The 26,411-nt window shown below is 35.9% G+C and carries 23 protein-coding genes, 1 tRNA gene and 3 pseudogenes; 10 read left to right on the forward strand and 17 right to left on the reverse strand.

The features are described from left to right. Positions 1-96 precede the first annotated feature (96 nt). The 3 genes and pseudogenes from infA (at position 97) to AAGD68_RS02830 (ending at position 2,354) form a co-directional block, all read left to right on the forward strand. Positions 97-360, forward strand: a complete 264-nt coding sequence (infA, locus tag AAGD68_RS02820) for a translation initiation factor IF-1 (protein ID WP_164224845.1) — start codon at positions 97-99, stop codon at positions 358-360. Then, on the forward strand, positions 338-931 hold the full coding sequence (locus AAGD68_RS02825) for a Maf family nucleotide pyrophosphatase (RefSeq protein ID WP_064125248.1): 594 nt from the start codon (positions 338-340) through the stop codon (positions 929-931). The genes infA and AAGD68_RS02825 overlap by 23 nt, the downstream gene beginning before the upstream one ends. A 192-nt stretch (positions 932-1,123) precedes the next feature. Then, positions 1,124-2,354: pseudogene (locus tag AAGD68_RS02830) on the forward strand (IS256-like element ISWpi15 family transposase). A 34-nt stretch (positions 2,355-2,388) separates the two neighbouring features. Here the strand turns inward: AAGD68_RS02830 and AAGD68_RS02835 are convergent. After that, positions 2,389-2,607: pseudogene (locus AAGD68_RS02835) on the reverse strand (IS66 family transposase); the annotation flags it as partial. Here AAGD68_RS02835 and AAGD68_RS02840 point away from each other — a divergent pair. After that, positions 2,569-2,865 (forward strand): hypothetical protein, encoded by a 297-nt coding sequence (locus AAGD68_RS02840; RefSeq protein ID WP_265045564.1) that lies wholly within the window; start codon positions 2,569-2,571, stop codon positions 2,863-2,865. The pseudogene AAGD68_RS02835 and the gene AAGD68_RS02840 overlap by 39 nt on opposite strands. Here AAGD68_RS02840 and AAGD68_RS02845 read toward each other — a convergent pair. The 5 genes from AAGD68_RS02845 to AAGD68_RS02865 form a co-directional block, all read right to left on the reverse strand. Continuing rightward, a complete protein-coding gene (locus AAGD68_RS02845; protein WP_253309121.1) occupies positions 2,856-4,118 on the reverse strand; it encodes a Tol-Pal system protein TolB in 1,263 nt (420 codons plus the stop codon). The two genes, AAGD68_RS02840 and AAGD68_RS02845, sit on opposite strands and share 10 nt — an antisense overlap. 9 nt (positions 4,119-4,127) lie before the next feature. Next, the gene (locus tag AAGD68_RS02850; RefSeq protein WP_341814362.1) at positions 4,128-5,762 is read right to left on the reverse strand and encodes a ribonuclease J; all 1,635 of its coding nucleotides are present in this window, start codon (positions 5,760-5,762) and stop codon (positions 4,128-4,130) included. 217 nt (positions 5,763-5,979) lie between these two features. Continuing rightward, a complete protein-coding gene (gene dnaJ, locus AAGD68_RS02855) occupies positions 5,980-7,098 on the reverse strand; it encodes a molecular chaperone DnaJ (protein WP_264732332.1) in 1,119 nt (372 codons plus the stop codon). A gap of 82 nt (positions 7,099-7,180) precedes the next feature. After that, a tRNA-Arg gene (locus tag AAGD68_RS02860) sits at positions 7,181-7,258 on the reverse strand. Between the two features lie 207 nt (positions 7,259-7,465). Further along, positions 7,466-7,612: a hypothetical protein gene (locus tag AAGD68_RS02865; RefSeq protein ID WP_253309118.1), complete on the reverse strand. Its 147-nt coding sequence runs from the start codon at positions 7,610-7,612 to the stop codon at positions 7,466-7,468. 505 nt (positions 7,613-8,117) lie between these two features. Here AAGD68_RS02865 and AAGD68_RS02870 point away from each other — a divergent pair. Then, positions 8,118-8,933, forward strand: a complete 816-nt coding sequence (locus AAGD68_RS02870; protein WP_341814363.1) for a hypothetical protein — start codon at positions 8,118-8,120, stop codon at positions 8,931-8,933. A 62-nt stretch (positions 8,934-8,995) separates the two neighbouring features. After that, positions 8,996-10,159, forward strand: coding sequence for a porin (locus tag AAGD68_RS02875; RefSeq protein WP_253309116.1), 1,164 nt, complete (start codon positions 8,996-8,998; stop codon positions 10,157-10,159). 186 nt (positions 10,160-10,345) lie between these two features. Here AAGD68_RS02875 and mutS read toward each other — a convergent pair whose 3' ends face one another. The 3 genes from mutS to AAGD68_RS02890 all read right to left on the reverse strand — a co-directional run bounded on the left by mutS (position 10,346) and on the right by AAGD68_RS02890 (position 15,544). Further along, entirely contained in the window at positions 10,346-12,859 is a 2,514-nt protein-coding gene (gene mutS / locus AAGD68_RS02880; RefSeq protein WP_253309115.1) for a DNA mismatch repair protein MutS, read from the reverse strand. Positions 12,860-13,457: 598 nt separating this feature from the next. Next, positions 13,458-14,267, reverse strand: coding sequence for an ankyrin repeat domain-containing protein (locus AAGD68_RS02885; protein WP_264732319.1), 810 nt, complete (start codon positions 14,265-14,267; stop codon positions 13,458-13,460). A 185-nt stretch (positions 14,268-14,452) separates the two neighbouring features. Next, positions 14,453-15,544 carry a Fic family protein gene (locus AAGD68_RS02890; protein WP_265016360.1) on the reverse strand — a complete coding sequence of 364 codons (1,092 nt, stop codon included), beginning with the start codon at positions 15,542-15,544 and terminating at the stop codon, positions 14,453-14,455. Between the two features lie 334 nt (positions 15,545-15,878). Here AAGD68_RS02890 and AAGD68_RS02895 point away from each other — a divergent pair, with 334 nt between their 5' ends. From AAGD68_RS02895 to AAGD68_RS02910, 4 genes are all read left to right on the forward strand, one after another. Continuing rightward, on the forward strand, positions 15,879-16,565 hold the full coding sequence (locus tag AAGD68_RS02895; protein WP_253309112.1) for a TerC family protein: 687 nt from the start codon (positions 15,879-15,881) through the stop codon (positions 16,563-16,565). A 145-nt stretch (positions 16,566-16,710) separates the two neighbouring features. Continuing rightward, the gene (locus AAGD68_RS02900) at positions 16,711-16,965 is read left to right on the forward strand and encodes a DUF1016 N-terminal domain-containing protein (RefSeq protein ID WP_264688114.1); all 255 of its coding nucleotides are present in this window, start codon (positions 16,711-16,713) and stop codon (positions 16,963-16,965) included. A 16-nt stretch (positions 16,966-16,981) separates the two neighbouring features. Continuing rightward, positions 16,982-19,498 carry a J domain-containing protein gene (locus AAGD68_RS02905; protein ID WP_265045486.1) on the forward strand — a complete coding sequence of 839 codons (2,517 nt, stop codon included), beginning with the start codon at positions 16,982-16,984 and terminating at the stop codon, positions 19,496-19,498. A 371-nt stretch (positions 19,499-19,869) separates the two neighbouring features. Further along, positions 19,870-20,607 carry a latrotoxin-related protein gene (locus AAGD68_RS02910; RefSeq protein WP_264688116.1) on the forward strand — a complete coding sequence of 246 codons (738 nt, stop codon included), beginning with the start codon at positions 19,870-19,872 and terminating at the stop codon, positions 20,605-20,607. Positions 20,608-20,688: 81 nt separating this feature from the next. On the opposite strand, the gene AAGD68_RS02915 is transcribed toward AAGD68_RS02910, so the two are convergent. The 8 genes and pseudogenes from AAGD68_RS02915 to AAGD68_RS02950 all read right to left on the reverse strand — a co-directional run bounded on the left by AAGD68_RS02915 (position 20,689) and on the right by AAGD68_RS02950 (position 25,977). Then, a complete protein-coding gene (locus AAGD68_RS02915) occupies positions 20,689-20,913 on the reverse strand; it encodes a hypothetical protein (protein ID WP_253309107.1) in 225 nt (74 codons plus the stop codon). Continuing rightward, positions 20,886-21,410 (reverse strand): pyrimidine dimer DNA glycosylase/endonuclease V, encoded by a 525-nt coding sequence (locus AAGD68_RS02920; protein ID WP_253309106.1) that lies wholly within the window; start codon positions 21,408-21,410, stop codon positions 20,886-20,888. The genes AAGD68_RS02915 and AAGD68_RS02920 overlap by 28 nt, the downstream gene beginning before the upstream one ends. Before the next feature lie 20 nt (positions 21,411-21,430). Next, entirely contained in the window at positions 21,431-22,204 is a 774-nt protein-coding gene (locus tag AAGD68_RS02925) for an Rpn family recombination-promoting nuclease/putative transposase (RefSeq protein ID WP_265045489.1), read from the reverse strand. Then, positions 22,201-22,800 carry a group II intron maturase-specific domain-containing protein gene (locus tag AAGD68_RS02930; protein ID WP_309166908.1) on the reverse strand — a complete coding sequence of 200 codons (600 nt, stop codon included), beginning with the start codon at positions 22,798-22,800 and terminating at the stop codon, positions 22,201-22,203. The genes AAGD68_RS02925 and AAGD68_RS02930 overlap by 4 nt, the downstream gene beginning before the upstream one ends. 147 nt (positions 22,801-22,947) lie before the next feature. After that, entirely contained in the window at positions 22,948-23,187 is a 240-nt protein-coding gene (locus AAGD68_RS02935; RefSeq protein ID WP_253309103.1) for a reverse transcriptase N-terminal domain-containing protein, read from the reverse strand. A 37-nt stretch (positions 23,188-23,224) separates the two neighbouring features. Next, positions 23,225-23,368: a hypothetical protein gene (locus AAGD68_RS02940; protein WP_265016318.1), complete on the reverse strand. Its 144-nt coding sequence runs from the start codon at positions 23,366-23,368 to the stop codon at positions 23,225-23,227. Between the two features lie 452 nt (positions 23,369-23,820). After that, a pseudogene (locus AAGD68_RS02945) lies at positions 23,821-24,015 on the reverse strand (PD-(D/E)XK nuclease family transposase); the annotation flags it as partial. Between the two features lie 168 nt (positions 24,016-24,183). After that, entirely contained in the window at positions 24,184-25,977 is a 1,794-nt protein-coding gene (locus tag AAGD68_RS02950; protein ID WP_253309139.1) for a reverse transcriptase/maturase family protein, read from the reverse strand. Positions 25,978-26,411: the final 434 nt, after the last annotated feature.

Genomic DNA, 26,411 nt, shown 5'->3' on the forward strand with positions numbered 1-26,411 from the left:
AGGAATACTTAAGTGGGGTGCAAAAAGTCTTTTGTGTTGATAATAATTTAAAATCTATAGTAGACTGAAAAAGATTATTAAATTATAATATAACATATGATAAAAGACGAGAAATCGAAAACAATTTTTGAAGTGGAAGGGGCAGTAACTGCTTTACTACCTGCAGCAGAATTTAGAGTGAAACTGGACAATGAACATGAGATTATCTGTCATGTATCAGGGAAAGTGAGAAGAAGTAAAATACGCATCATTATCGGGGATAGGGTGTTAGTTGAGATGAGCATTTACGATAGGAATGCGAAAAAAGGTCGGATCATTAGAAGGCTTAAAGGTACAAGTGACAGAACGATCTCTAAATAATCTTATTCTTGCTTCATCATCGAAAAGGCGTATAGCTTTACTAAAACAAATAAATATTGAGCCAGGTTTAATTTTGCCAGCAGACATAGATGAAGCCCCTTTAAAAAAGGAACTTCCGAAGGATTACTCAATCCGTATGGCAAAAAGTAAAGCTGAGAAAATACAAAGTTCAAATCCAAATTACTTTGTGCTTGGTGTTGATACAGTTGTTGCTTGTGGTAGAAGGATATTGCTTAAAGCTGAAAACGTTGAGCAAGCAGAAAAATGCATCCGCTTGTTATCAGGAAGAAGGCATAGAGTATATACCAGTGTGTGTCTATTAACTCCCGATCAATCTAAACAACATATTAGAACTGTGGTTACAATAGTGAAATTTAAACGTCTCAGTGAACAAGAAATTAAGTATTATTTAGCATCAGAAGAGTGGAAAAATAGGGCAGGGGGATGCAATATACAAGGCCTAGCTGGGATGTTCGTATTGTTCTTACGCGGCTCCTACTCTTCCGTTATAGGGTTACCATTACATGAAACCTATTGTTTGCTAAGTAATTATTTTAACCGGGAGTGTTAAATAAACCATACGCGTCAAGTTAAGGCCCAATATAGCACCATTTAAAGTGGGTAGATAGCCTTTCGAAATCCCTTAACAAGTGTGCCCAACAAATCTGTCTTTTTTCGTCACTGAAGTAGTGGGAGTGTTAAATAAACTGTGTCAAACCGAAAAAAAAGTAATAAATTGATATAAAAAAATGGAGGTTTGACAATGAGTCAGAAAGTAGTAAACAGAACTACCGGTTTGGTAGATTATAAAGAATTAGAAACAAATATCCTGTCGTCTATACGAGAAGGAAGACCGTTGACAGGAAGAGATGGAGCATTAACACCGTTTATAAAAAAGTTGCTGGAGGTAAGCCTGGAAGGTGAAATAGAAAACCACTTGTCGGCTGAAAGCGAAGAGAATAATCGAAGAAATGGGAGGAATGCAAAGACTTTACGTACAAGCGCAGGGTCATTTGAGCTTTTGACGCCAAGAGATAGGGAAGGAAGTTTCGAACCACAAATAGTCAAAAAAAGGCAAACAAACTTACATCCAGAGCTTGAAACGAAGATTTTGAGCACATTTGCCAGTGGTATGGGCTATAGAGATATAGTGTCACATGTTGAGGAAATTTATGATCACAAAATATCGGTGGCAGAGATATCAAGTATTACTGACAAATTGCTACCAGTAATCAACGAATGGCGTAGTCGCCCGCTGCAGTCTGTATATCCGATAGTTTTCATGGTTTTTTAAAGTCAAAGAGGACGGGCATTGCGTAAGTAAATGCATGTATAACATATTAGGCATAGATCAAAATGGCAAAAAAGAAGTATTAGGTTTTTATTTGGCTGAAAGTGAAGGAGCTAACTTCCGGTTGGGAGTGCTAAATGACCTCAAAGAAAGAGGAGTAGAAGATATCCTTATTGCCTGCGTTGATGGGCTGAAAAGCTTTCCTGCAGCTATAAACAGTGTCTTTCCTAATGCGGAAGTGCAGATGTGTATAGTGCATCAGATACGCAACTCACTGAAGTATGTGGCCAGTAAAGATGCGAAGAGTTTTTTGAGCGATTTAAAGAAGGTATATCAAGCTTCAAGCAAGGAAATTGCCGAGAATTATCTGTTGGAATTGGATGAAAAATGGGGCACAAAGTACCCTATGGTTATAAAATCTTGGCAGAATAATTGGGAAAACTTGTCTGGTTATTTTAAGTATTCTGGTCCAGTTAGGAGGATAATCTACACCACCAATCCCATAGAGGGGCTACATAGGCAAATTAGGAAATTCACTAAGACCAAAGGCTCATTTACCAGCATAAATGCCTTGCATAAGCAGGTATATTGTGCTATAAAGAAGGCAGAGGAAAAGTGGACGATGCCTGTACATGATTGGGCATTAACTATCTCTCAACTTGATGTTTTCTTTCCTGGCAGATTGAAAATTGAGTTGAACTAAAAATGCGGTTTGACACAGTTTATTTAACACTCCCGAAGTAGTTGTAAACCGCATACCTATCGGTAACAACCAAATTCTTATAACTAGAAAATGTACTACTCTCTAGAAACTTAACTCCTCTTGTGTCTGCTAATTTAATAAGGCTTGCTTCATTATTAGCAAACACCCAGCACCAGCCAAGTTTACCTTTAGAATAATGGCTAGTTTCATCAATATGCAAAACTTTGCTTGCTCTCTCTACTTGTTCATATACATCTTAATACATAATTTTCCACAAAAACAATCTTCAGGGAGGAGCTGGATAATTATAAGCTCAGCATTATTGTTTGGCGCTATAGGAGCCACAATGGCTACAATGGGAATTATACCTGAAATTGCTGCTATTGGAGTAATTGCAACTGTTGTGTTGTCAGGAATCGCTGGTACTATAGTAGGTGGTGTAGCGGGATATCTTGTTAATGTGGCAATAAATCAATGCTGTGGAGCATGCAGCTCAGTAGTTCAAGAATAAGACCAATCCGGTAAAGAAGCATTTGTGGGAGTGGAAACCATTTTTTGATTTTTCTTTACTAAGTCTACTAAATATAGTTTAGAGTTGCTTGGTGATTCTGTTCTTGTGAAAATGATTTCTCTACCATTTGGTAGCCATGCCGGAGATTCAATTTTATGCCCTTCTGAAAGTAGACGTTCTTCTTTGCCATCTGGCTTCATAACTCCTATGTAAAATTTTCCTGACTGAATCTTTGTGAAAGCTATCAGATCTCCTTTTGGCGACCAAACAGGCGTAGCATATCTTCCACTTCCAAAACTAATTCTTTTAGGTTTTTTACTTTTGTTAGTAAAATCGATAACATACAGCTGCTGACTCCCACTCATATCGGAACTAAAAACCATATACTTTTGATCTGGAGAAAAAGAGGGAGAAGTGCTTATAGCTGAACCTTTAGTAATTTTTTTTGTCCGTTTACTACTTAAATCCAAAGATAATATATTCGTTTCACCACCCAATGAGTGGGAAATTAAAAGAGATTTACCATCAGGAGAAAATCTTGGTGCAGAAATAACTCCTTCAAATGCGCTGATTATTGATTCAGTGTGGTCTTTTAAATTTTTTAATACTATATAACTTTTACCATTTGCGTATGAGATATAAACAATACCCTTTCCATTTGGTGAGAATCTCGGTGTTGACACAAATCTATCGCCATTTGTTAAGTATTTTATATTACTTCCATCTTGATTCATCACAGCAATTTTACGCACAGATTTGTAGTTGCTATCTTTTTCTTCAGCGATATACGTGATTTTTGTGTTGAAGTGCCCTTTCTCACCAATCAATCTATCATGTATCACATCCGAAACGAGGTGACCAATTTTTCTCCAGTCTTTTGCTGGAAAAACAACTGACTGAGTAAGTAATTCTCTTTTTGTAAAAGTGTCAAATAAACGAAATGATAGCTCTAATGCACTACCAGATACTTCGCTTAAACTTACTGTGACTACAGTATCGCTTTTCCAAGATTTAAATTCAGCTTCCGCGCCACGTTTTACATTAAATAAGCCACAATTAGATAAATTTGTTCCTATTACCTTTGCAATATTTTCGCTTAATTCGCTTTCCAGCGCTGTTTTACATGTACATTTAGATACAACAAGACCAATGTTACCAACACTGCTTTTTTTTATATCAACATATAAAGCAGCTTTTGTAAAATAAGGAATAAATAACGAAACAAGCAATATTAATTGAACGAATAACTTCATTCTTTCATTTCATACCTGTTCTATCTGGACTTCAATTATAGGTCTTTTTAGTAAATATTCCTTTAAGATACTCAATATTGAACTTTCAATCTTATTTTTAATTTTTTTTGTTGGCTGCAAACTAAACAACGACTCAACTTTCTTGACAATTTTCTGTATAATAGCTGCATCTTCTAGCACTTCAAAAACACCAGGTACAAATACTTTCGGTTTAGTAAGCAATTTATTTTTCTTGTTTACAACTGCTATTACCACAATAACTCCGGCATCTCTCATTCTTTTACGCATTTTTATAACACTGCTCTCCGGATGACGTAGCAGCATACCATCAATACCAAAGTAGTCAACATCGATTGAATCAACTTTTTCTCCGTTCTCCAAATTAACAATATCACCTGGTGCAATCATTATTGCTTTTGCCACACCGCACTCTTTAGCAAATTTTACATGTGCATGCGTGTGAATATATTCGCCGTGAACTGGAATAGACATCTTCGGTTTTATTAAAGAATACATTTCCTTTAGCTCTTCTCTTGTTGGATGCCCAGAAGCATGAACATGCTCTGTTTTTTCAGTAACAACTTCTACCCCCATCTCAATAAAGGCATTGAGCATGTTGTGCGCACGAGTTTCATTTCCAGGAATGATTTTTGACGAAAAGATCATGGTATCACCTTGCTGCATTTTAAATGCTTGATGACTCTTATTAGCAAGCCTTGAAGTTGCTGCCAGTGGCTCACCTTGACAACCTGTGCAAAGTAGCACCAGTTTTTCCCTTGGAAAATTTACTGCTTCCTTTGCTTCAAGAAACTGAGGAGAATCAGTTAAATAACCACTATCTTGCGCAACCTTCACTATTCTCCATAAAGATCTACCAAGTAAAACTACTTTTCTATTTAGTGCTTTTGCAGCTTGGCTTATCGTTTCAATTCGTGCCACATTTGAAGCAAATAGCGAAACAGCAACTAATTTTTTAGACCGCTTTATTATGTTATAAATGTTATTATAAATTTCACCTTCTGACTCAGGGTGATGCTTGCTTAATATATTGGTTGAATCGCAAATTGCTGCAAGCAGGTCACCTTTATCGCCAATTTCTTTTAGACGCTCTATATTAGAAGTTAATCCAACAACAGGTTTTGGATCAAATTTCCAGTCTCCGGTATGGAGTGCACTACCCATTTCAGTGCTAATTAATATTGAATTTGCCTCAGGAATTGAATGAGTTATATTTATAAACTCGACGGTAAAAGGACACAAATTTGTGCTGCCATTTATGTCCACCTCTTTCACAGGTACTGTATCTTCTAATCGAAACTCCTTTAGTTTCTCCCTAAGAAAATTAACCGTAAACTTTGTTGTATATATGGGGCACTGCAACTCTTCCCACAAGTGGGGCACTGCACCGCAGTGGTCCTCATGTGCATGTGTAATTATTATTCCAAGCAAATCTTTTTTTCTTTGAGCAATAAAATCTACATCAGCAATGAGCAGCTCAACACCTGGCATAGTTTCATCTGCAAAACCAACACCAAGGTCGATCATAATCCACTTACCTTGATAATGATATAGGCTAACATTCATCCCGATTCTTCCTACTCCCCCAAGCGGAAGAAATAAAAACTCATTTTTGTTTATATTCATTAAATTTAAATTATTAAAACCTGAGAATAGCAAAACTTCGACCTTAAATAAAGAAATTTATTGCTTTTACATAATTTTAAGGAACTAAGAAGTTTCTGTTGGCTAATAATGTTGATATCAACACTATTGTTAAGTTTTCCATTAATAAGGTCAAAGAATTGCAGGATTAAATGAAAACCCGTAAACAGTTACTCCTTCATGTCATTTAGCAGATTTCTTATTTTTTTTTTACTTTACTAAAAAACCCTTCAGATCGTTGTTGTACATTTGCATTTTCCTCTTCTTCAAACGCTTTTAATAGCTCAATTTGCTTTTTGGTTAAACTTTTTAGATTTAAGGTTTCAACTATTACCTGTACATACAAATCACCGCGAACATGTGAACTCATATGCGGCATACCCTTCTCCTTACAACGTAACTTGGTACCAGTTTGAGTGCTCTCTGGAACTTTTACTTTTGTTTTAGCTCCATCAATTGACTGAACATCAATTTCACCACCAAGCACAGCTAGTGTCATTCTTATAGGTACTTTACAGTGTAAATCTGCCTTATTTCGAGTAAAGATTTTATGGGGAGCTATTTTCACGTATACGTATAAATCTCCACTTTTTCCACCTCTTGCTCCAGCTTCTCCTTTACCACTTATCCTTACCTTAGCTCCTTCTTCTATGCCCTTTGGAATTGAAACGGATATATTTACTTCATCTCTTCTACGTCCACTTCCACCACATTTCTTACATTTATTTTGTATTATTTCTCCTTCCCCATAGCATGTAGTACATGTTCTTTCGATGGTAAAAAAGCCTTGTTGAGTTCTAATCCTACCGCTTCCCTGGCATGTGGGGCACTGAACTGGTTTAATTGCTCCTTCGCTACCTGTGCCTTGGCATGTGTCACATTTTACATTTGTCACATAATGTATAGGCGCTTGTATTCCTTTAAATGCATCTTCTAAGGTAATTTCAAGATCATAACGTAGGTCTGCTCCAGACACTCCTGTTGTGCTCCTCTTTGCTCTTGATCTACTTGCACCACCACCGAATCCTCCACCAAAGAAGTCATTGAATATGTCGCTAAAATCTCCTGCAGAGCTAAAGCCTTGAAACCCACCAGAAGCACCTTCGTGGCCATAACGGTCATAGCTTGCCCTTTTCTCAGAGTCAGATAGAACTTCATATGCAGCTGTTACTTCTTTAAATTTTTCCTCTGCTTCTTGATTGCCAGGATTTCTATCAGGATGATATTTTAACGCTAATTTTTTATACGCTTTTTTTATCTCATCAATACTGGCATTTCTTCCTACTTCCAGCAGATCATAGTAGTCTTTTTTGCTCATATATAATAGTTTAGTGTTTAACCTTTAAAGATAGGTATTGCATATATTAATTTCAAGTGTGACTTCTGTTTCCTATAAAATGTGGTGCACCCTGAGCGACTTGAACGCCCGACCTTTTGATCCGTAGTCAAATGCTCTAATCCAACTGAGCTAAGGGTGCTTTCATAAAGTTAACTTTAGCAGGTTTTGTAGCTTGATTCAATTAATTTGGCTAAAAATAAAACTGTTAATTTTTATCATACGTGAAACCTGCAAAAAATTGCATTTGTTTTCTTAAGAATCATTTTATGGTCAAGCTCACAACTATACGAACATTTGTAGTCAAGGCACTGGGATCTGAAATTGCAATGTTCGTATAGTTGTGGGTTTAGAACCCCTCACAATTCCCAAACTGCTGTTCCGAATTAGAATTATTAAATTCACTATAAGGAGGAGAGTAAGGAGGAGGTGGTCCATAATTCCTAACTGCTTCTTCAGCCTCCTCAATATTGTCTGATTCTTTCTCATGCTTCATATGAAAAGCTAAACCACCAGCAAAACATACGAGAGAATTAACGCCAAGGATAGCTAAACCCCACACTGGTAAGACTGGGTAAACAGCACAAGCTACCTACTTTCAAAACACGTCCCCTCAGATTCTCACTTTGGCATCATTCTACCTTATCTAAAGCCATTTTATACCTTTTTATCCCTTCTGGGGTAATCTTTTTTCAGTTAGCTATAGTAGATCTTTCAGAACAACTAAACGTGACTTGTTCTACTTCCATCTAATACAATGTAACAAAGGGGTATAACTCAGAGCTAGAGGTTATGATTGTAATAAAGATATAAAAAAAACGGATAAGTCAAGCAAAATTACATTTGTAACTTTGCTTGACTATCCATTTATTACCACCTAAAATAGCTAACAAAGCTATCCCGTATGACATTTTATCTATATCTAATCAAGCATATTAATAAGTAAGTAAATTTTAATATAATCTTATTATACTTATAAATATGCTGTATAGAATGAAAGTATGGATGATTTCATAACTGCAAGAAGGAAAGATGATGCTGTAGCATCTGTTTGTCAGGATAATAAGAAAAAAAACGTATTAATTTTAGGGCTCAATCAAGCCGCAAGGAATTTGTTAAAATACGAGGAAGGGAATTTACTTAATAAGCCGTTAATCAATATTTTAAGTGCAAGAGCAGCTGACGACATGAAGAATTATTTAGAGTATACCGAAAATGGACACGATTTACTTGATGTATTACCTAAAGTGATAGGTTTTTCCTTAACTGATGCTAAAGGAGAAGATATAAAGACAAAAGTAAAAGTTTTCCGCACTGCACAATTTGCTAGTAATAAAATAAATTATGAGCTATTGATACGTGATATCAGCTTGTCTCATAAATTAGGAATCTTTAGAGATGAATATCTAATGGGTAAAAAATATAAAAACCATGACTTATTCGATATACCAAACAATGAGTCTACTATTCTAGAGTTATACGTTATATTAAATTTTGCCTTTCAACATCAAATTAATGCAGCTATAGGAGTGATTGGCTTAAATAGTAGCTGTAGTGAGACAAATGATGCACTGAAAGTTATCATAGAACATTTTTGTAAAAATTGCCGTAGTGATGATTTTCTAGGGTATATTGATGAGAATAAAGTGCTTTTTGTTTTGATTAACTGCGATGTAAAAAGTACGTCTAAAATAATTAATCGTATACATTCTGCCATTAATAAGCAGTTATTAAAGCGAAAATTACCAAGTGTATCAATAATTTATGGGAATATAGCTCAAAAACGGGCAGCAAAATCTACCAGCGGCGCCTTCTGAAAAGTTGTTTTTTATTTATATTGAGTTTAAACTTAAATTTTTATAAAAATTTAAGTTTATTTATGAAGTTAAGGTACTACCTGGTAGCACTGCTTTCATCATTATTTTTGCAGAGTAGTGCTAGCTCTAGAACAATTTTGGATAAGGAAATATTTTATGTAGAACTAGACGGAAAAATAGATTTGAGATTCGGCTACGCCTTCAACAGAGGTTCTTTCAATGCTAAGGCTAAGGATAAAACTTCAAGTTATTCATACTTGCGCTTTCTTTATTTACAGCAAGTTTATCCAAATACTCAAATGGGGTTTAATGTTAAGGCAGGAGTTTCTGGTATTGCAAACCTAAAAGCGTTAGACATAGAAAAGTTAGACATGGAGGAATGGTATTTCATCATTAAAAATCAGGTGCTTGGATCAATTGAATATGGTAAAAGAAGTTTAGTTAGTCAGGGCATGTTAATTAACACTTCAAAAATTTATACAGCTGCTGGAGGAGTAAATGGTCATTGGACAAACTATGCAAATTTGCGTGGTAACGAAAACAGAGATAATGGCCCTGGATATGATAAAGACAAGGTATTTTGGGTAAAACCCAACATTTACAGTAATTATAATGGACTCGAACTAGGGTTAAAACAATCATCAATTAACTACATCTCCCCTGAAATCTATAACTTTCAACTCGGGTTCAGTTATGTCCCAGGAAAAAATAACTTACAGTACAGCAATTTAATTGCTGCTGGCCTTTCCTATAAAAATGGCCTATCAGATGATATAAATTTTACTACTGCCTTAACTGGTGAATTTGCAAGAGAAAATTTAACTGATTGCTCAGATGGAACTTCTAAAAATTATGAATGTCGTAATCAATTACTGCACTGGAATTTTGGTTTGAAGCTAAAATTGTTCGATCTTGATTGCATTTTTTCGTATGGTAATGGCGGTAAATCTGGTGAGAAGCGTAATCCTGAAATAAATAATACGTATTATATGAATGCAGGTATTGCTTACCATTCTGATTCTCGCAAATTGAGCTTAACATATTTCAATAGTGGTAGGGATATTGCAGCAAACGAGTTAACATCATATGCTTTAAGCCTTGAATATCCATTTTTTATGGGCACTTCATACTATTTCGATATTGTAAAATTTAGTACCAAAGAGCCTGAAGTAGAAAATAGCAACTCTGGTTATGTGCTCTTGACTGGACTGAAATTAAGTTTTTAATGAGGTTACATTGCCTCCTGTCATCCCAGCACTCTTTTCTGTCATCCAAGTAGCGGATAACATAGAAACGAAAAACTTACTTGACACGTTTTGCCAGCCCCCTTATCATGACGTGTATAACAATGTTACAAAAAATAATATCATAGGGTTCTCTCTACTTTTTCTGGGTAAGATCAGAATTTCCTCTTAAGCCTTTAGCTCCTCAAATACTTCACTTGCTCTATTTAAAACAGAATCAGGAAAACCAGCAAGTTTTGCTACATGTATTCCATATGACTCATCTGCAATGCCTTCAATTACTTCATGTAGAAAGATAACCTCTCCGTTCCACTCTCTTATTTTTACACAAAAACATTTCACGTTCTTCAAGTATTTGCTTACTTTAGTTAATTCATGATAATGAGTTGCAAAAATGGCGCGGCACTTATTTACATTGTGAATATGTTCAATCACCGCCTGAGCAATAGATAAGCCATCATACACTCCTGTGCCCCTACCAATTTCATCAAGTATCACCAAGGAACGATCTGTTGCCTGATTTACTATCGTTGCTGTTTCGATCATCTCTACCATGAAGGTAGAATAACCAGCTGTTATATTATCTGTTGCACCAACCCTGCTAAATATCTTGTCAATCACTCCAATATGCGCACTCTCTGCTGGCACAAATGACCCCATGTGAGCTAAAACTGCAATGAGAGCGTTTTGCCTCAAGAAAGTGCTTTTTCCAGCCATATTAGGACCAGTAATTAGATGTATACCAGCTAAATTGATGCTATTTGCAATGAATTTATCGTTAACTTCAACCACTGGATGTCTTCCATTGCGAATATTGAACTCTTTACTGTCATCGATAATGGGTTTTACGTAATTATTTTGCACTGCAAGCTCCGCAAAAGTGGCTCTAATATCAAGTTTTGCCAAAGCATTTGCAGCAAGAGCAATTTTTTCAGATTCTTTAGCGACTTCACTACACAGTTCACTAAAAATTTTCACTTCTAAGCTGATTGCAGCATCACGTGCCGTAAGAATTTTATTTTCTAGTTCTTTCAATTCATTAGTAGTGTAGCGCATGCTATTTGCTAAGCTTTGCCTATGAATAAATATGTCCGAAGTTATTTTGTGATTTGCTGACACTTCAACGTAATAACCAAGTATATTGTTGTGTAATATTTTGAGTGCGGCAATGCCAGTTAGGTCGCGATAAGACTCACGGAGCTTAGTTACCAACTTGTTACTGTTGTTCAATATATAAGATAACTCAGATAATTCTGAGTTGTATTTTGGATTGATAAATCCTCCTTCTTTCACGGAACTGAGGTTATTATCAAGTATAGCGCTGTTTAGAAGCTCGAATAGATCTTTATGATTACCAAGACTTTTATGTATTGTGCTTAGTTCACTCTCGTCTGATTTTACTGTCATTCCAGCGCGTGACGCTGGAATCTGCATCTGGATTCCAGTGTCAGCTACTTGGATGACATATTGTTGTGGGAGAGATCCATTTTCACCTGATTCAATTTTACATAAGAACTCAGACAACTCTAAAGTTTTTTCTAGGCCTATTTTTAATAGGTTCATATCCTTTGGTGAACCACGCCCTAGTATTAAGCGCGATAAAGACCTCTCAATATCTGGAATGTTAGATAATATTTCTCGTATTTTTCTGCGTGGCTCATGATTATTTACAAAAAATTGAGCGGTGCTGAGCCTCAAATTGATTGCCTTGGAGCAAGCAAGTGGTGAAGCGAGCATTTGTTTGAGCAGGCGTCCACCAGAGGCTGTAACTGTGTGATCAATAACTGAAATTAGTGAACCTTTCTTTTCACCAAATTGAGTTGAAAACAACTCAAGATTTCTCCTTGCTGAAGCATCAATAAGCATGAAATTTTGTTGCTTATAGGTTTTTGGGAATTCAAGCCTTGGAATGGAGCCCCTTTGTGTTACTCTGACATATTCAAGCAGTGCACCGCACGCCATGATTTCTACTTTGCTGAAATTTCCTATACTCCCAAGTTCCCTGATTTTATAAAACTCGCATAACGTTCTGTGAGATTTACTATACTCAAAAAAACTCTGTGCGTGTTGTGTAATTGATATTTTATAATTTTTTAAAATCGATCTAATTTTTTCGTCCTCAGTGAATTTTTCAGAAATTAATAATTCTCTTGGTGATATACGCAATAAATCACTATCTAGAGCTTTCAAATTCGTTAAAGTGTGAAAAAATTTTCCCGTTGATAATTCAAGCCAACTAATAGCATATTCGTCATTTTGTTCAACTATGGATGCGAGATAATTATTGCTTTTATCCTCCAGTAGCGAATCTTCTATAATTGTACCTGGAGTTACAACTCGTACTACATCACGTTTTACTATGGATTTATAGCCCCTCTTTTTTGCTTCATCAGCAGTTTCTAATTGGTCACAGATTGCTACTTTGAATCCTAAATCTATTAGCTTGTGTAGGTAAGATTCGCTACTGTGTGCTGGCACTCCACACATTGGTATTTCTTGCCCATTTGAATTGCCCCTCTTGGTTAGCACTATATTCAGCAATTTCGCAGCTTTAATAGCATCATCGAAAAACAACTCATAAAAATCTCCTAGCCTATAAAATAGCAGATGATCCTTGTATTGAGCTTTCAGGTTCAAATATTGCTCCATCACAGGGGTGTTTTTTTCTCTTACGAAGCTCATAATATTTTTTAATATATTGTATTGGTAATAAATTCAATGTTATTATAGATTATATTGCACATGTGAATAACATAAATTTTAGATAGGTGTATAGAGGGGAAAATTTAAAACAATTAAATTTCTTGGATCCAAGTAGTCAGGACACTTGGATGACACCCTCCTTGTATGTATTATAGCTAAAGTGACTTACGACAATTTGAAAAACGACAAATTCGTCATTCCGCTACTAGTTAGCGGAATCTATACCGCGCATAGCTGTACGAACATTCATTTTTGAAGGTAAATTGCACAGCAAATGGTGTCATTCCAGTGCTTGACACTGGAATCCAGCTTCTATGCAACCTCATCAAAAACATTCATTTAGTGTAAGATCAGCTACTTTCCATGCTAGTTTGCTTGTGAACAAGCAAACTTTTCTGGATCCCAGTGTCAAGCACTGGGATGACATCATAGGGGCGCTGGGATGACACCCTCCTTGTGTGTATTATAGCTAAAGTGACTTACGACAATTTGAAAAACGACACATTCGTCATTCCGCTACTAGTTAGCGGAATCTATACCGCGAATGAATCGCGGTATGACGTGTTGCTTGGGTCAGCTATACGTAGGTTGTGGCCCTTCTTTTTGCACCATCAACAGATATTTCAGAGCTAACAGTGCTAATAGTTTTTTCTATCGCTTTAGCCTGTTCATAGTCTTGACTCAAAAAATACATGGCCAGCCCAACAGCTATACTAGCAACAAGAACAGGTGCTATCATTACACCTAGTATCATACCACCAGAAAGACTTACTGCAACACACACACCAGCTCCAAGTACAACACCAAGAAAACCACCAATTATTACGCCAGGCACCAAACTGCCTATCATAGCGCTTTCTTTTTTCGTATTAGCTTGTTCTTTCATACTTTTAATAAGCACTTTTTTTGTTTCTCCTTGAGCTAAATCTAAAGGAATTTTATTATCCGCGTTTTGTATCAAAGGATTTGCACTATATGTAACAAGAAGGGTGATTATTTCTTCAGTTTTCTTACCTATAACTGCATGATGTAGTAATGTATTTCCCTTTTCATCTTTAAAGTTTATATGAGTACGAAGTTCCTCATCTAGATTTCTTATTGGGTTGTTTTTTGCATATATCCTAGGTTTTATTGCTCTATCTAAGCATTGTATCACTTGTTCTAGTGATTGCTCGCCAGGATTTTGTATAAAATGAAGCAGAATTTCGTGTACTATTGCTTCCTTTGTAGTTTTTTGGTATCGTAAAGCACATGCAAATGTGTCTTTATTAATAGTTATTTCTTTGTTTTGTTTAAGGAAATCTTTTAACTTTCCAACTCTATTTATACTGTGATTTTCGCTAGCAATTATCGATTGTAAAGTTTTTCTGTTATCGTCACCAGTCATGCTATCCTCCTTGATTTGATTGCATTACTCATTAATAAATAATATAATAAATCCTGCTAAAAGTCAAGCAATTAATTAATAAGTTAATATAATTCTCCAAAAGGAGCTCCTTACTTTTTGTTCAGCATGTCCATTGGATCAGACTCTTTAAGCTTGCTGTTTGCTGAATTTATTCATCACAATAGCTACAATGTGCTATCGAAGTTCTCTGTAATCTTAGTTGGTTCTTCTAGAATATTCAAAATATCAGTTGCACAATAAACCCGATCTCTCTTTCCTTGAGAAGTTTGTGAAACGATGCCTAAATCTTCAAGCTTTACGATTGCTCTTTGGGCTGTTGTAAATACGACACCTAAGTTTTCAACCACTTTCCTTATAGTAAAGTAAGGGTTTACAGCGAGATACCTTACAATACCACTCGCAACTCCCTCAGTTTTAGAACTAACTTCAGTTTGCCAATTTGCAATCAAAATGTTAATTCGTTCTGCTCTTGACAATGCATCCAATGATTGCAGTACTACACCATTTAAGAAATAAGAGAACCAATCATGCCACGTGCCTCTGTTGCTTATATTGTAAAGTTGGTCATAATACTCACTTTTTGTAGCTTCAAAAAATGCACTTAAGTATAACAGAGGTAATGGTAATAATTTTCTTTCGATCAGAAGTAATGTTATTAATAAACGTCCAATACGTCCATTGCCGTCCAAGAATGGGTGAATCGCTTTAAATTGATAATGACATAGAGCTATATGTATAAGTGGGGGTAATGTTCTATCATGTAAAAATTTTTCAAAAGAGTCCAAGCAACCCATCAATTCACCTGGCATTGGTGGCACATATTTTGCTGTGTCTATTGTACATCCTGGGCTTCCAATCCAATTTTGCACTCGGCGAAATTCTCCTGGAGTTGCGTGAGAACCTCTTACACCTTGCATAAGTTTTCCGTGAATTTCTTTAACCAACTGAAGCGACAGTGGAAAAGATTGTAAACGTTTTAGTCCATAATCGAGCGCTGATATATAATTGCGTACTTCTTGTAAATCATCGGGATTGCGATCTACATTAGCACCTGCTTCTTGAGCCAAAATTTCACCAAGAGTTGCTTGAGTTCCCTCGATTCTACTTGAAAGAACTGCTTCGCGTGCTATAAAGGGTCGTATGAGAAGATGAGGGTTAGGCAATTTAGCTCCTTCCCTGGATAACATACCCAAAATATGATCTGCTCTGGAAAGACTATTAACTAAATCATTGTCCCATTCAAATTTTGGTGGCAAGGGGTTAGGTATAAATGCCTGATAACCAGCGAATACTTTGCCTGATGGTGATCCTTTAATATATATTCATTCAACCTAGTACACTATTTTTATAGTATATATTATTTTCAAATAAAGTCAAAAATGAAAATAAGGCTTTATCTTATTTGCGTGCATGAAAATAAGAAACTCTCTTATTGTCGATTTTGCTCAAAAACAAAAATAGAAGAAGCTGCTGAACTTTATATTAGCAGTTATCCTGTTTTTCTGGAGAGCTGCTATAAAACTTCTGAGTGAAGTCACTTAATTTTTACACATCTATTGTAGAGTAAGAAGAGCCGAATTTGGGACAAAAATGCTAGCTGATGCTTGGACTTTACTGACACTTACACTACTTGAAACTATACTTAGTGTAGACAATTTAATCTTTATTTCTCTAGCAATAGATAAGGTACCAAATGCGCTGAGAGAAAGAGTGCGCCTTATGGGCCTTGGATTAGCGCTATTAATGCGTTTTGTAATACTATTTTTTACATCATCTATATTGTCAATGCAAAAACCTATATTTCACACTGCATCGCTAAATATTTCAGCAAGGGATTTACTTATGATCGCAGGGGGATTATTCCTTATTGTTAAAAGCTCTATGGAGTTATGGGATGACATCTTTGTATGTAAGAAAAATAAAAAGAAAGCAAACGTTAAATCAAAATTTTTTTTAGTTGTGCTACAAATTATATTAATAGATTTAGTTTTTTCAGTTGATTCGATATTAACTGCTATAGCATTAACTTATAACATGATAATAATTGCTACAGCATTTACATTTTCCATGCTAGCAATGCTGTTTTTATCAAGTTATACCGCCCAGTTAATCAAATCTAACCCAGGTTTAAAAGTAATTGCTATCTTATTTATTTTACTTGTCGGTGTGTACCTCATACTTCATGGATTTCATATAGAATTACCAAAAGGATATTTGTATTCTTCATTTATGTTTGCACTGCTTGTGGAAGTTATAAGCAAAATAAAGAAAACGTAGTGTGTAGATATAGCCTCACTCAAGCGAGATTTTCCTGTGGATTTAAGGTAATAAGAGGAAGTAGTAATGTTTTTTCGGGGTGAAAGTAACCTCTTGCATACATAAGTTTTTGTGCCATAATGGTTCTTTATTGAAAATAGCGTTGATGGATATCACTACTAGCTTATTAGGGGATATTAGTAATTTAATAGATAGAGCAAAGAATCATCTTGCTACACATTTCAATTCTACTCTAGTATTGTTAAATTGGGAAATTGGCTTCAGAATTGGTCAAGATATCTTAAAGCACAAACGTGCAGACTATGGCAAACGAATCATCTCCCAACTTGCAAAAGAACTTCAGATTAAATATGGACGTGGGTTTGATAGAGCTTCATTGTTTCGGATGGTGCAAATATAGGAATGGGGAGAAATTGATGAAACATGCATCCAGTTTGCCTGAGTGGCAAAAAAATGTTGTTGAGTTCTTATCTAGTCGTAGAAAGTATCGGTTATTTGGATGGGAGTTTGGTCCAATTTTATTTGATGAGTTATATAGGATAAGGGATTATCGCACAGACTATATAAGAGTTGGAGCTTTTTTCACTCCTATAGTTGCTTTTTCTGCTGGGCTTGTTTCATTTGTATCAACACGCAGGGTATATCTTGCTGCAGTAGTAACTTCTAGCCTAATAGTACTAGGGATTATAACTACACTTGCCGTTGACTATCAAATGACAAAAAGAAAGGCTGGGGTGGTAAGCCAAGAGGATTGTGTTAAATTGCTGAAAGCACTAGAGAGAATGCCGCAGTATTGGTGGTGGCCATGGAGTAAACAGATAGAGGATATTACGATCACTGAAGAACAAATAAATAGAGCAGTGAACTACAATGATTACTCGATTGCTTCACGCTTAATCTATTCCTTATTTACTAACGTTGCGTTGCATCAACTTTACGTTGCAAGGCTAAGTTATCTTTATAGTTATCATAAACTTGGAGGGAAAATGGTATTAGGGTTTGATATAATAGGTTCATGTAAAAAATTACTACAAAGCAACAATCTTATTTCTAGTGATGAAAAAGTACCTGAAACTGCACAGGAAGCATATAGGGAAGAAAATAGGTTAGAAGAGGCAAGTAGGATTGATAAATTAGTCAGGACCATATGTAGAGTTGATAACAAAGAATTGAGTTTAAGTCAGGCACTTGATTTATTGCAAAAAAAGTGGATGCCATTTTATCTTGATAAAAGCTTGGGTGGAGTGAGAAAAAAAACAAAGAGTGAAGAGGAACATAACAAATATTTTGAAAGTCTTATTAAACAATTTAGGAACTTATCATTAAAGCACCATCCAGACAAGGGAAAAGTTAAAGATGAAGAAATGCAAAAAATAATTAACCAGACTACAAAAGCTCTGAGGAATATACATTCATACATCATGCAGGATGAGACGTTTATTCTCAATAAAGACTGTTACTTATTGTATGGAATGTATAACCGCATACCATTAAGCACATTAAGTAGTGATGAAAAAGATATATCTAGAGTAGTAAAGGTGTCGTCCATAGATGGAATGTCTGCTTTGTTTGAGTTGAGTCGCTTGGCTGATCAGGAAGAAGAATTTTTGATGAGGGCAAGAAATAGGTACTTAAAAGATGCAAAGGCATCTGTTGAATTCCTTTGTGAAAAGTTGTTGGCAATAAAGAACATAACATATAAAGAAATTGAGTCTTTAAGCAACGTTATAGAAGTAAGATGGAAGGAGTTTGATAGTGCTTATAATGGGTATGTGGAGGAATATTATAAACGTTGGGTAGATTACTTAGAGTCTTTGAATGCTCGTTGTGAAAAATCTGAGTTGCTTGAGGTAATAAAGGAAGCAGTAGAAAAGTTCTTAAAAGAGAGCAAGGAACAATATGAAATGCTAGTAGGGCAATCTTATGGCGTGAATCCAGATGAGAATTTTGTACTACCTATGTTAGACTATTTTACTTTGATGGAAGCATACTATAAGTTTGCTACTAAACTACTTAAGGACAAAAAGAATTGCTATAGTCTTCAGGGTTATCGTTTCGACTCAGATGCTCTTGATAAGATAAGTTCCATACTGAAAGAAAGTAAAGATAGCAAGGAAGTTTTGAAAGAAAAAAGCAAAGAAGAGGTAGAGGGTGAATCATCGCATGAAGAGAGAATAGAGAAGAAAAATCAATTATCTTATAAAGATAACATAAAGGAGGATAAGTTATCCTACAGAGAATTACTATTTCATACAAGAGCTATGGTAAATTCCTATGTTAAGAATGATGATAATGAATTAAATGAAGAGGTAAAGAGATCCTATAAGGAATCGAAGGTAGGTAAAGTACCGACTAAAGAAGAAATAGGAAATGTAATAGTATTCATGTTAAAACGCTTAGAGGAATTATTGAGTAATAGATTTCAAAGCAAGAAAACAGCTTTCCAAAGGCAAAGAGAAGAATCTAAGCAATTGAAAGAAGAACGAGAGAAATCAGAAGAAGAATTAAGACAAGCAAAACACAAAGCAGAACTTACTGAGGAGGTAAGTGATCTTTTTACGAAAAGGTTATCTGACTTCAACATGGATAGTAAATTAGGGAAAGCAATATTGAAAGATCAAAGAAAGATTAAACGGAAGATTGTGAAGTGTATTATGGAGTACAACTTTTCTCTAGAGCAGGTGCTAGGTGCAATAATGGAAGGAATAAAGTTTAATGAAGAACGAGTTGTAAGAGAAGGCGCTGTTAGTGATGAATTGATAGAAGTAGTTATAAGAAACTTTTTGACTATTAATGAAATAGTTGAAGAAATGGTAGAGAAGGTAGTAATAGAAGTTGATAACAGTACTGTTTTGCAAGATATGCAGGCGCCAAGCTCTGTATTTAACAATGTAACTAATGAACCAATTGCAGGACCTTCTTGTAGGAGATAAGAGTTTTAAAGTTTGTGAAAAACTTGGATTTGTGGCTATTATTTTGTATGCTCTTTTTATCATAAAAAGTATTACTTTTATAAAAACACAAGTCCCTTTAGCGTCACAAAAAATTTGTTCATTTACTTTTCCAAAAATCACAAAAAAGTACCTACCTTTGTGAGAACAATTTAAATAAAAGCAGCGTTGTGAAAATAAAAACGCAAAATTGTTGCAACAAAGCCAAACAAATTAGTTCATATCTAAATGTGGCAAAAGTAGGTTAATATAGCTGACTTTATAGTATAGTAGAATTATTATATAGAAAAGTTCGAACGTATTGTTTGGTAAAGGAAAGAAACTACAAAACAATTCAAGTAGCAAACTCTTCGATGGAAGTAGAGAATGGGAACCGTAGCCGTCGTTCTATCAATCAACCTTATTTAAAACCACTTTTGTTCCAGATCCGAGGTTGGTTTGTAAACATAATGAGTCGATTATCTTTTCAAAGCGTTTCCAACAAGCAGACTCTATTATCAGCGCCTTTAGTAAATAAAGAATTTGTAAAAGGAATTGACGATAAAACTAAAGTGGTGCCAGACATTAGAAGCATTTCAGCACAATCTGATATAAATGGAAGAATACTATTAGCTGATATGTTGCTGGCCAAGAGAGGTAAAAGACAAATGTATACTTCTTCAGCAGATAAACAGATTTCTTTGCAAGAGGCACAAGGCTATTCATTAAATATCGTAGATAAGTTTGAAGCAGAACTAAAACAAGCAGCTTTTCGTTGTGGTATATCGGTACAACAATTAAAAATTAATTTTCAAGAAGTACAATTAAGTGTACTTAAGAAAGTCATAGCGGGAAACTATCATGAAATCTCAGGTATGCTGTACTCATATGCAGAAAAAGCTTGTCCAGCATTAGAGCAAAAGGAGAAATTCTCAATGTCTTTTAAAGGTAAAATCGAGCAAATGTTGCAGAAAGAAATGATGCCTTTACTGGACAAGGCAAATGTTGATCCTTCATCAGTAAGTACTAATAAAGCTGTAGCTCTATCTGGTCCTAGAACCAATTTAAATAACGTATCAATTACAACTAATTCTACTGAATTGATCAGATAGAGCCTGAGTGAAGGAAGGAGCAGGTGTTTGCATTTTTTGTGGCTACTTGCTCCTACTGTTTCTCTAACTAATGTTGATTGATCAGAAAGTCTGTTTGATTTCGTCAAGGGAAAGTCCGGTGATTTCAGCTATAACATCTATAGAGACAACGGCCTTAAGTGAATTTTTTGCCACTGCTATTTTAGCTTTCATTTCACCTTTTTCTTCGCCGATTAGGATGCCTTTTTCATGTCCGATTTGGATGGCTTCTCTATTTATGAGCTGTATTAGCTGTGGTATTACGTAGCAGGATTTCCTATTATCCAATCTGGTGCTCCTCTGCCATTTTCCCACTTAGCAAATCTCATCTTTTCCTTGAGATAATATCTCCTATAAGCTTCCACAGAACTGCTGCATTTATACTGATCCGGCAGTGCTTGTATAAAAGCTTGCATATCAGTTGATCGAAAAATGAGTAAATCCTTATTACTATCACACCAATTTATTACTTCCTCTGATTTATGCTTTCTTTTGTATCGCCAAGTGTACTCTTTACATAATTCTCTTCCGTACTCTATCAACCAACAAAAATTCCCTTTCGATTGCCTAGCCCACAAAGAACAAGGATGATTGTTGTGAGTCAGTTTATATGGGACTTCTATATTCTGATTTATGATACTGACAAAAGGATTTGGCACTTTCAATGCTGTTGAAAAAACATTACTCAATAATTGAGCAGTTTCTAATGGCATTTTTACTATATGCTTATCACATAACATTTGAGCCGCAATTGCTGGGTTTTCATCTAGTATAAAGATGTTCATCTATACACCCAAAGATAGAATTAGCTTAAGTCTTTGACTTCGTTAACTGTAAGACCAGTAGTTTGAGCTATAATATCAATAGAAACCCCTGCTTTAAGTAGATTCTTTGCAACTGCTATTTTAGCTTTCATTTCACCTTTTTCTTCGCCGATTTGGATGCCCTCTTGTCTACCTTCTTGTTTAGCATCATCGAGTTTTTGAGCGAGGACAGCCTGTTCATCAAGAATACGTTTTATTTCCTGTTCGTAGGCAATAAATTCTTTCTCTGACCAATTGAATCTATTTAGCTCTTCATAGGCCTTTTTAATTATTACATCACTACCTATTATTTTTTCCAGCTCTTCTTCACTAGTCTCATCTGCATATTTAAAGAAGTATATCCATTTTTCAACTATATTTTCTAACTGATCTTCTTTTGTTTTCGGAAATTTTGGCAATTCAATAAATATAAAATAAAAATCTTTTAGATCGTGTTCATTAGTGTCTTCATCTCGAATAGTATGCTTTGATTTGTACTCAGATTTATTAGGAAACAGTACACAATCTGCTATAGCAATGAAGATAATTTCCTTAAGGTTATGGTATTGATCGCCCTTATCAGCTTGTCTTGAATAAGCTTTAGCTGCATAGTATTGAGCGCGTTTTTCAAAGCCTTTAGTTTTAGCGACCTGGTTAGGTAAGGAAGTAGTATTACTACTACTCCCTCCCTTAGAAACGCAGCATGCAGGTTTCCCAGCACTGCGCTTGAGCCCCTTATCTAAGTTCTTCTTTTCTCGAACCGGCTTGTCTTTCATGATTCCTCGGAAAACAGCATCTTTAGTGGTGACACTAACAGTAGAGAACCTTCTCTTGAGAAAGAGCTTGCTAACATTCTTGTTCGTTTCACTCTTTTATCAAAATACTTTTTCCATTTTAAGTCAAGTGGATTTGCATCCGCCCTGATTTTAATATGACGTCTAATAGGAATATCGCTTAGTTTGAGTAAGCTCATAAACCTTATTTCCTTTGGTTTGTTCTTGCATACAGAAGTAGCAAAGACCCATTGACGATGATTCGTTACTTTGAAGTAGCGATTCTTTATCCAACGTAACCCTTTACGGGGATGTCTTTTCTTTGCCCATTTCCATAAACTATGCCAAATTTCATTGTCGATCTTACTAAACGCTTTTTTAGCACACACATGACGGTAATAGTTTCCCCATCCTCTTAGTAGAGGATTGAGTGATTTAATTACTACAGCTTGTGAACTACCTATATTTGCTTTTATTAATGCACGCGCTTTTTTAAGAAACCTCTTAACACTTTCCTTCGAAGGCGTAATAATTAATTTCTTGCTGTATCTACGTACATTACAACCGAGAAAATCGAACCCTTTTGTAATAGGCTCTATCTTTTATCGTGGGTATTCCAAGAGGTCTTCTTTTGCCATTAGATTTACTGATATAAATTCGTTTTAGCGGAGAAGGTTTATACCCTCTTTGTTTTAACTGCTTTATTCCTTGAAATTTAGCATTGTAAGTTGACCATAGTTGACGATCTACACCTGCTGTGTTTTTCCTTGGTTTTCAGTTACTCTTTTAATGGCTAAAGCTTTTCCACTAAAAGAGCGTGTTAAGAGATGTTGTAAAGATTTTACCTTACTCCATCTTCCTTCTTGAACAGCCTTAACAATACGCCTTTGTAGCCTCATAACAACCTTTTGGCATTTCTTCCATGGCAACTGGTTCCATGCTTCGGAGCTGTTGGTAGGTGCACTTACAGTTTTACTTGTAATCATCTGCTTTCCTACCTTAAGTGGTTGACAAAGTTTCTTGTCACGAGGGACCAAATGGAAGTCTGCTCGTTTTCACGCGAATTAATGTTACAAATTCTATCCATTTCGTTACAAAATGGCATTCGCTTTCTCCATTTTCCTTTACCTGCATTTTCATCAGCGTTCCTTGCGGTTTGCTTGCCATATAGGCGGAAATACAGGCTTACCCTGTTCCTTCTGTCATACAACAGTGGGTTAGGTGACTTCTCTATACCGGTGGAGTTATTATTTGCGTACATCTAGAGATGAAAAATGTAACTTATCCACATTACCTTTTGGTCAGAGCTTATCAGCATCTTTAGCTCTTCAATTTTTACGATACTTACGAAGCTTCACTTACGTTCACCATACCACTAGCCTAGCCCTCCAACCACATGATGCTTGTAGTTTATGCTCCTCTTACGATTACGCATCTTCTTTTTCAAGAGGAGGTTCATTGTCCGCATCGCTCGGCACCAACCGGTTACCCGATTCGCACTGATGCGTAGACTCAGATGGCAAAACATCTGGTTTAATAAGTTTTAGAACTCTTTCAGTTTCTTTCTGAAGGAATTCCTCTCCCTTTAAACAATATGACCGAAGACTTTCAGGTCGCACCATCTCGCAAATGTATTGAGCACCTGTAGAATCTCTACAGAGAACATCAACAATACTTTGCTTTTTAGCGGCGATATCAGGGTCTTGAATAGTACTTAAAAACTCTATATCCTGTATTGCATTTTTGCCAGCAAAACCCAGAATATCATTGAGGAAGTGAATAAGGATACCTTTATTTTTTTCAGTACCAAAGATACGGCGAAATGCGAGGAGAGTAGACCAGGAAAACTTCCTTCCTGGCCCCTCGCAGAACCCTACGTGAGGTAGAGTGGGCAGCCAGCGAGTTACTTGTTAAGTACTTTTCCAACAACCCCTCTCCGAACCACGCATGATCGTTTCCGTATCACGTGGCTCTCCAATAATTTAACGTTTTAAGGAGTCACCATCATATTTTCCATATTGGATTTTCTTATGGCATTCATGACAAACAACAAGAGTCTTCCTCTGTCGTTCAATCATTCTCTTTTTCCATTTCGGTAGCTCAGTATTACGTTTACCTAGCAAATCAGCAAGTTTACGTACGTGATGTACTTCAATCTGCTCTTGTGATTTACATAATTCACAAGTTTGTGCCAATAGTCTTTGCTCTATTTCACTACGCTTATTCCATATTGGTATAAGGTTATCACTTATACTTACCCATTTATTCCATTTTAGTGACACAGCACCAAAGTGTGTAATTAATGGTATCTTTGATGGTAAACGATCTACTCTGACTTGGATGACTTTTCGTTTTTCACCTTCGTCGTTTTCAATCATTGCACCAAATTTTCTATAAATTTTCCTGCAAGTTGTTTTGTATTTAGATGCTAAAGTCTTTACTAATGATACTTCCATCACATACTTCAAATAACTTAGTGTGTGAAGGTTGTAGGCCATTTTGTAATATTGTACAATTCCTCGATATTCAGTTTGATACTGAGCAACAATACTGTAAGCTGTATCAAGTGTACGTTGAGGTAAATGTATAGGCTTTCCACAACGCATATATTCAGAACACTTTTTCTGCTTTATATGATGTGGTACACGTAACCCAATACTACCGTTAATACATCGTTGTGTCCGATGATCATGTTTATCATCTGCATGCAAGACGTGTATTTTATAACCTAAAAAATTGGCTTTGCTATCACACGCGTGTGTAATAAGCGTTTTATCTTCATTAAGCATAAGTTTGAGCTCCTCATTGAGGAATTTAGCAATCTCATTTTTAATTTGTTCAGCTTCATTTTTTGGTCCTGCAAACCCTACCAGAATATCATCAGCATACCTAACATACCAAAGACGTCGATAATTTAGATCACAAGAATCCTTAGATGGCATACCCTGCACTAATTGACGCAGTTGTTTTGCTTGATCCCAGTTCCCTTGTTTTCTCATCATCGATACTTGCATGGTTAACCTTAAATATTTTGGATTTGTCTTTCTTCGCTTACCTCGGTTATTTGCTGGTATTAGTATATGTTCCACATGTTTATCTAACCGATCGAGTAATATGTTACTCAAAATTGGACCAATAATAGAACCTTGTGGTACCCCACTATGACTCTTATTGTACTTCCAATTTTCCATATATCCTGCTTTTAGCAGTCGATTGATTAGCTGAATAAAACGGTTATCTTGGAAGCTTTCACTCAGTATTTTCAACAACATAGTATGATCAATTGAGTCATAACATGCACTGAGATCTCCCTCTATAAACCATTTTGTACCTCTGCCTTTTTGCATTACTGCTCTTAATGCAGTGTGGCATCCACGCTTTGGTCGAAATCCATGTGAACATTCACTAAATTTAGGCTCATAGTAGGCTTCCAATATTAATCGGATTACTTCTTGAAGTAACTTATTTGACCATGTTGGCAATCCTAACGGCCTGCGTTTACCACTCTTCTTTAAAATATAGATACGTTTTACTGGTGTCCACCGATATCGCTCATAGCGTAAATCCTCTATGATTTTATCGATTTTCTCCAAAGACATACCATCAACTGTTTCAGTTGTCACACCTTCTGTCATAGCACCTTTATTACGACAAAGTTTGCCATACGCTCGAAGGTAAAGATCACGCTGATAAAGTAGGCGATATACGTTTTTAACCGGCAAATTTCTTTGTCCACGTTCACGTATAATGTTAAGTATTGTTTCAGCTTTCCGCATCTTGCGTACCTCCCAATTTCAACATTCAATTATCTGTCACCCTTTGCCCTGTATGTGGCTTTCCCACGCTCCCCGGTGATTCGTTACTTTCACGACTACTACGATGACTCCGTAACCATAGAACTCGCGTTCCTTAGGTCATCCCATGTTCCGTCACTAAGAACTGTTCTAGATCAACTTAGGTTTTCCATTCATCCTCTTAAATAAGTTCACTACTTATTGTTCTACAGCCAGAATGTCACACAAACGAAAGTTTAATCTGTGCTTACCGTAGACATGGGGTTTTAAATGCGATACCCATGGATGTGAAGTCCCACCCCTGAAGATTAGAATTCAAGCAGTTTAGCTTTAACCATATTGATCAGGTGTTGCAAGCCGTTATCTTACACATCTTCAGATAACTCTCGCTTTACATACATGCTCTTGTCCTCCTT

Origin of the sequence: Wolbachia endosymbiont (group A) of Machimus atricapillus (assembly GCF_964027095.1) — a bacterium.
GTDB lineage: Bacteria > Pseudomonadota > Alphaproteobacteria > Rickettsiales > Anaplasmataceae > Wolbachia.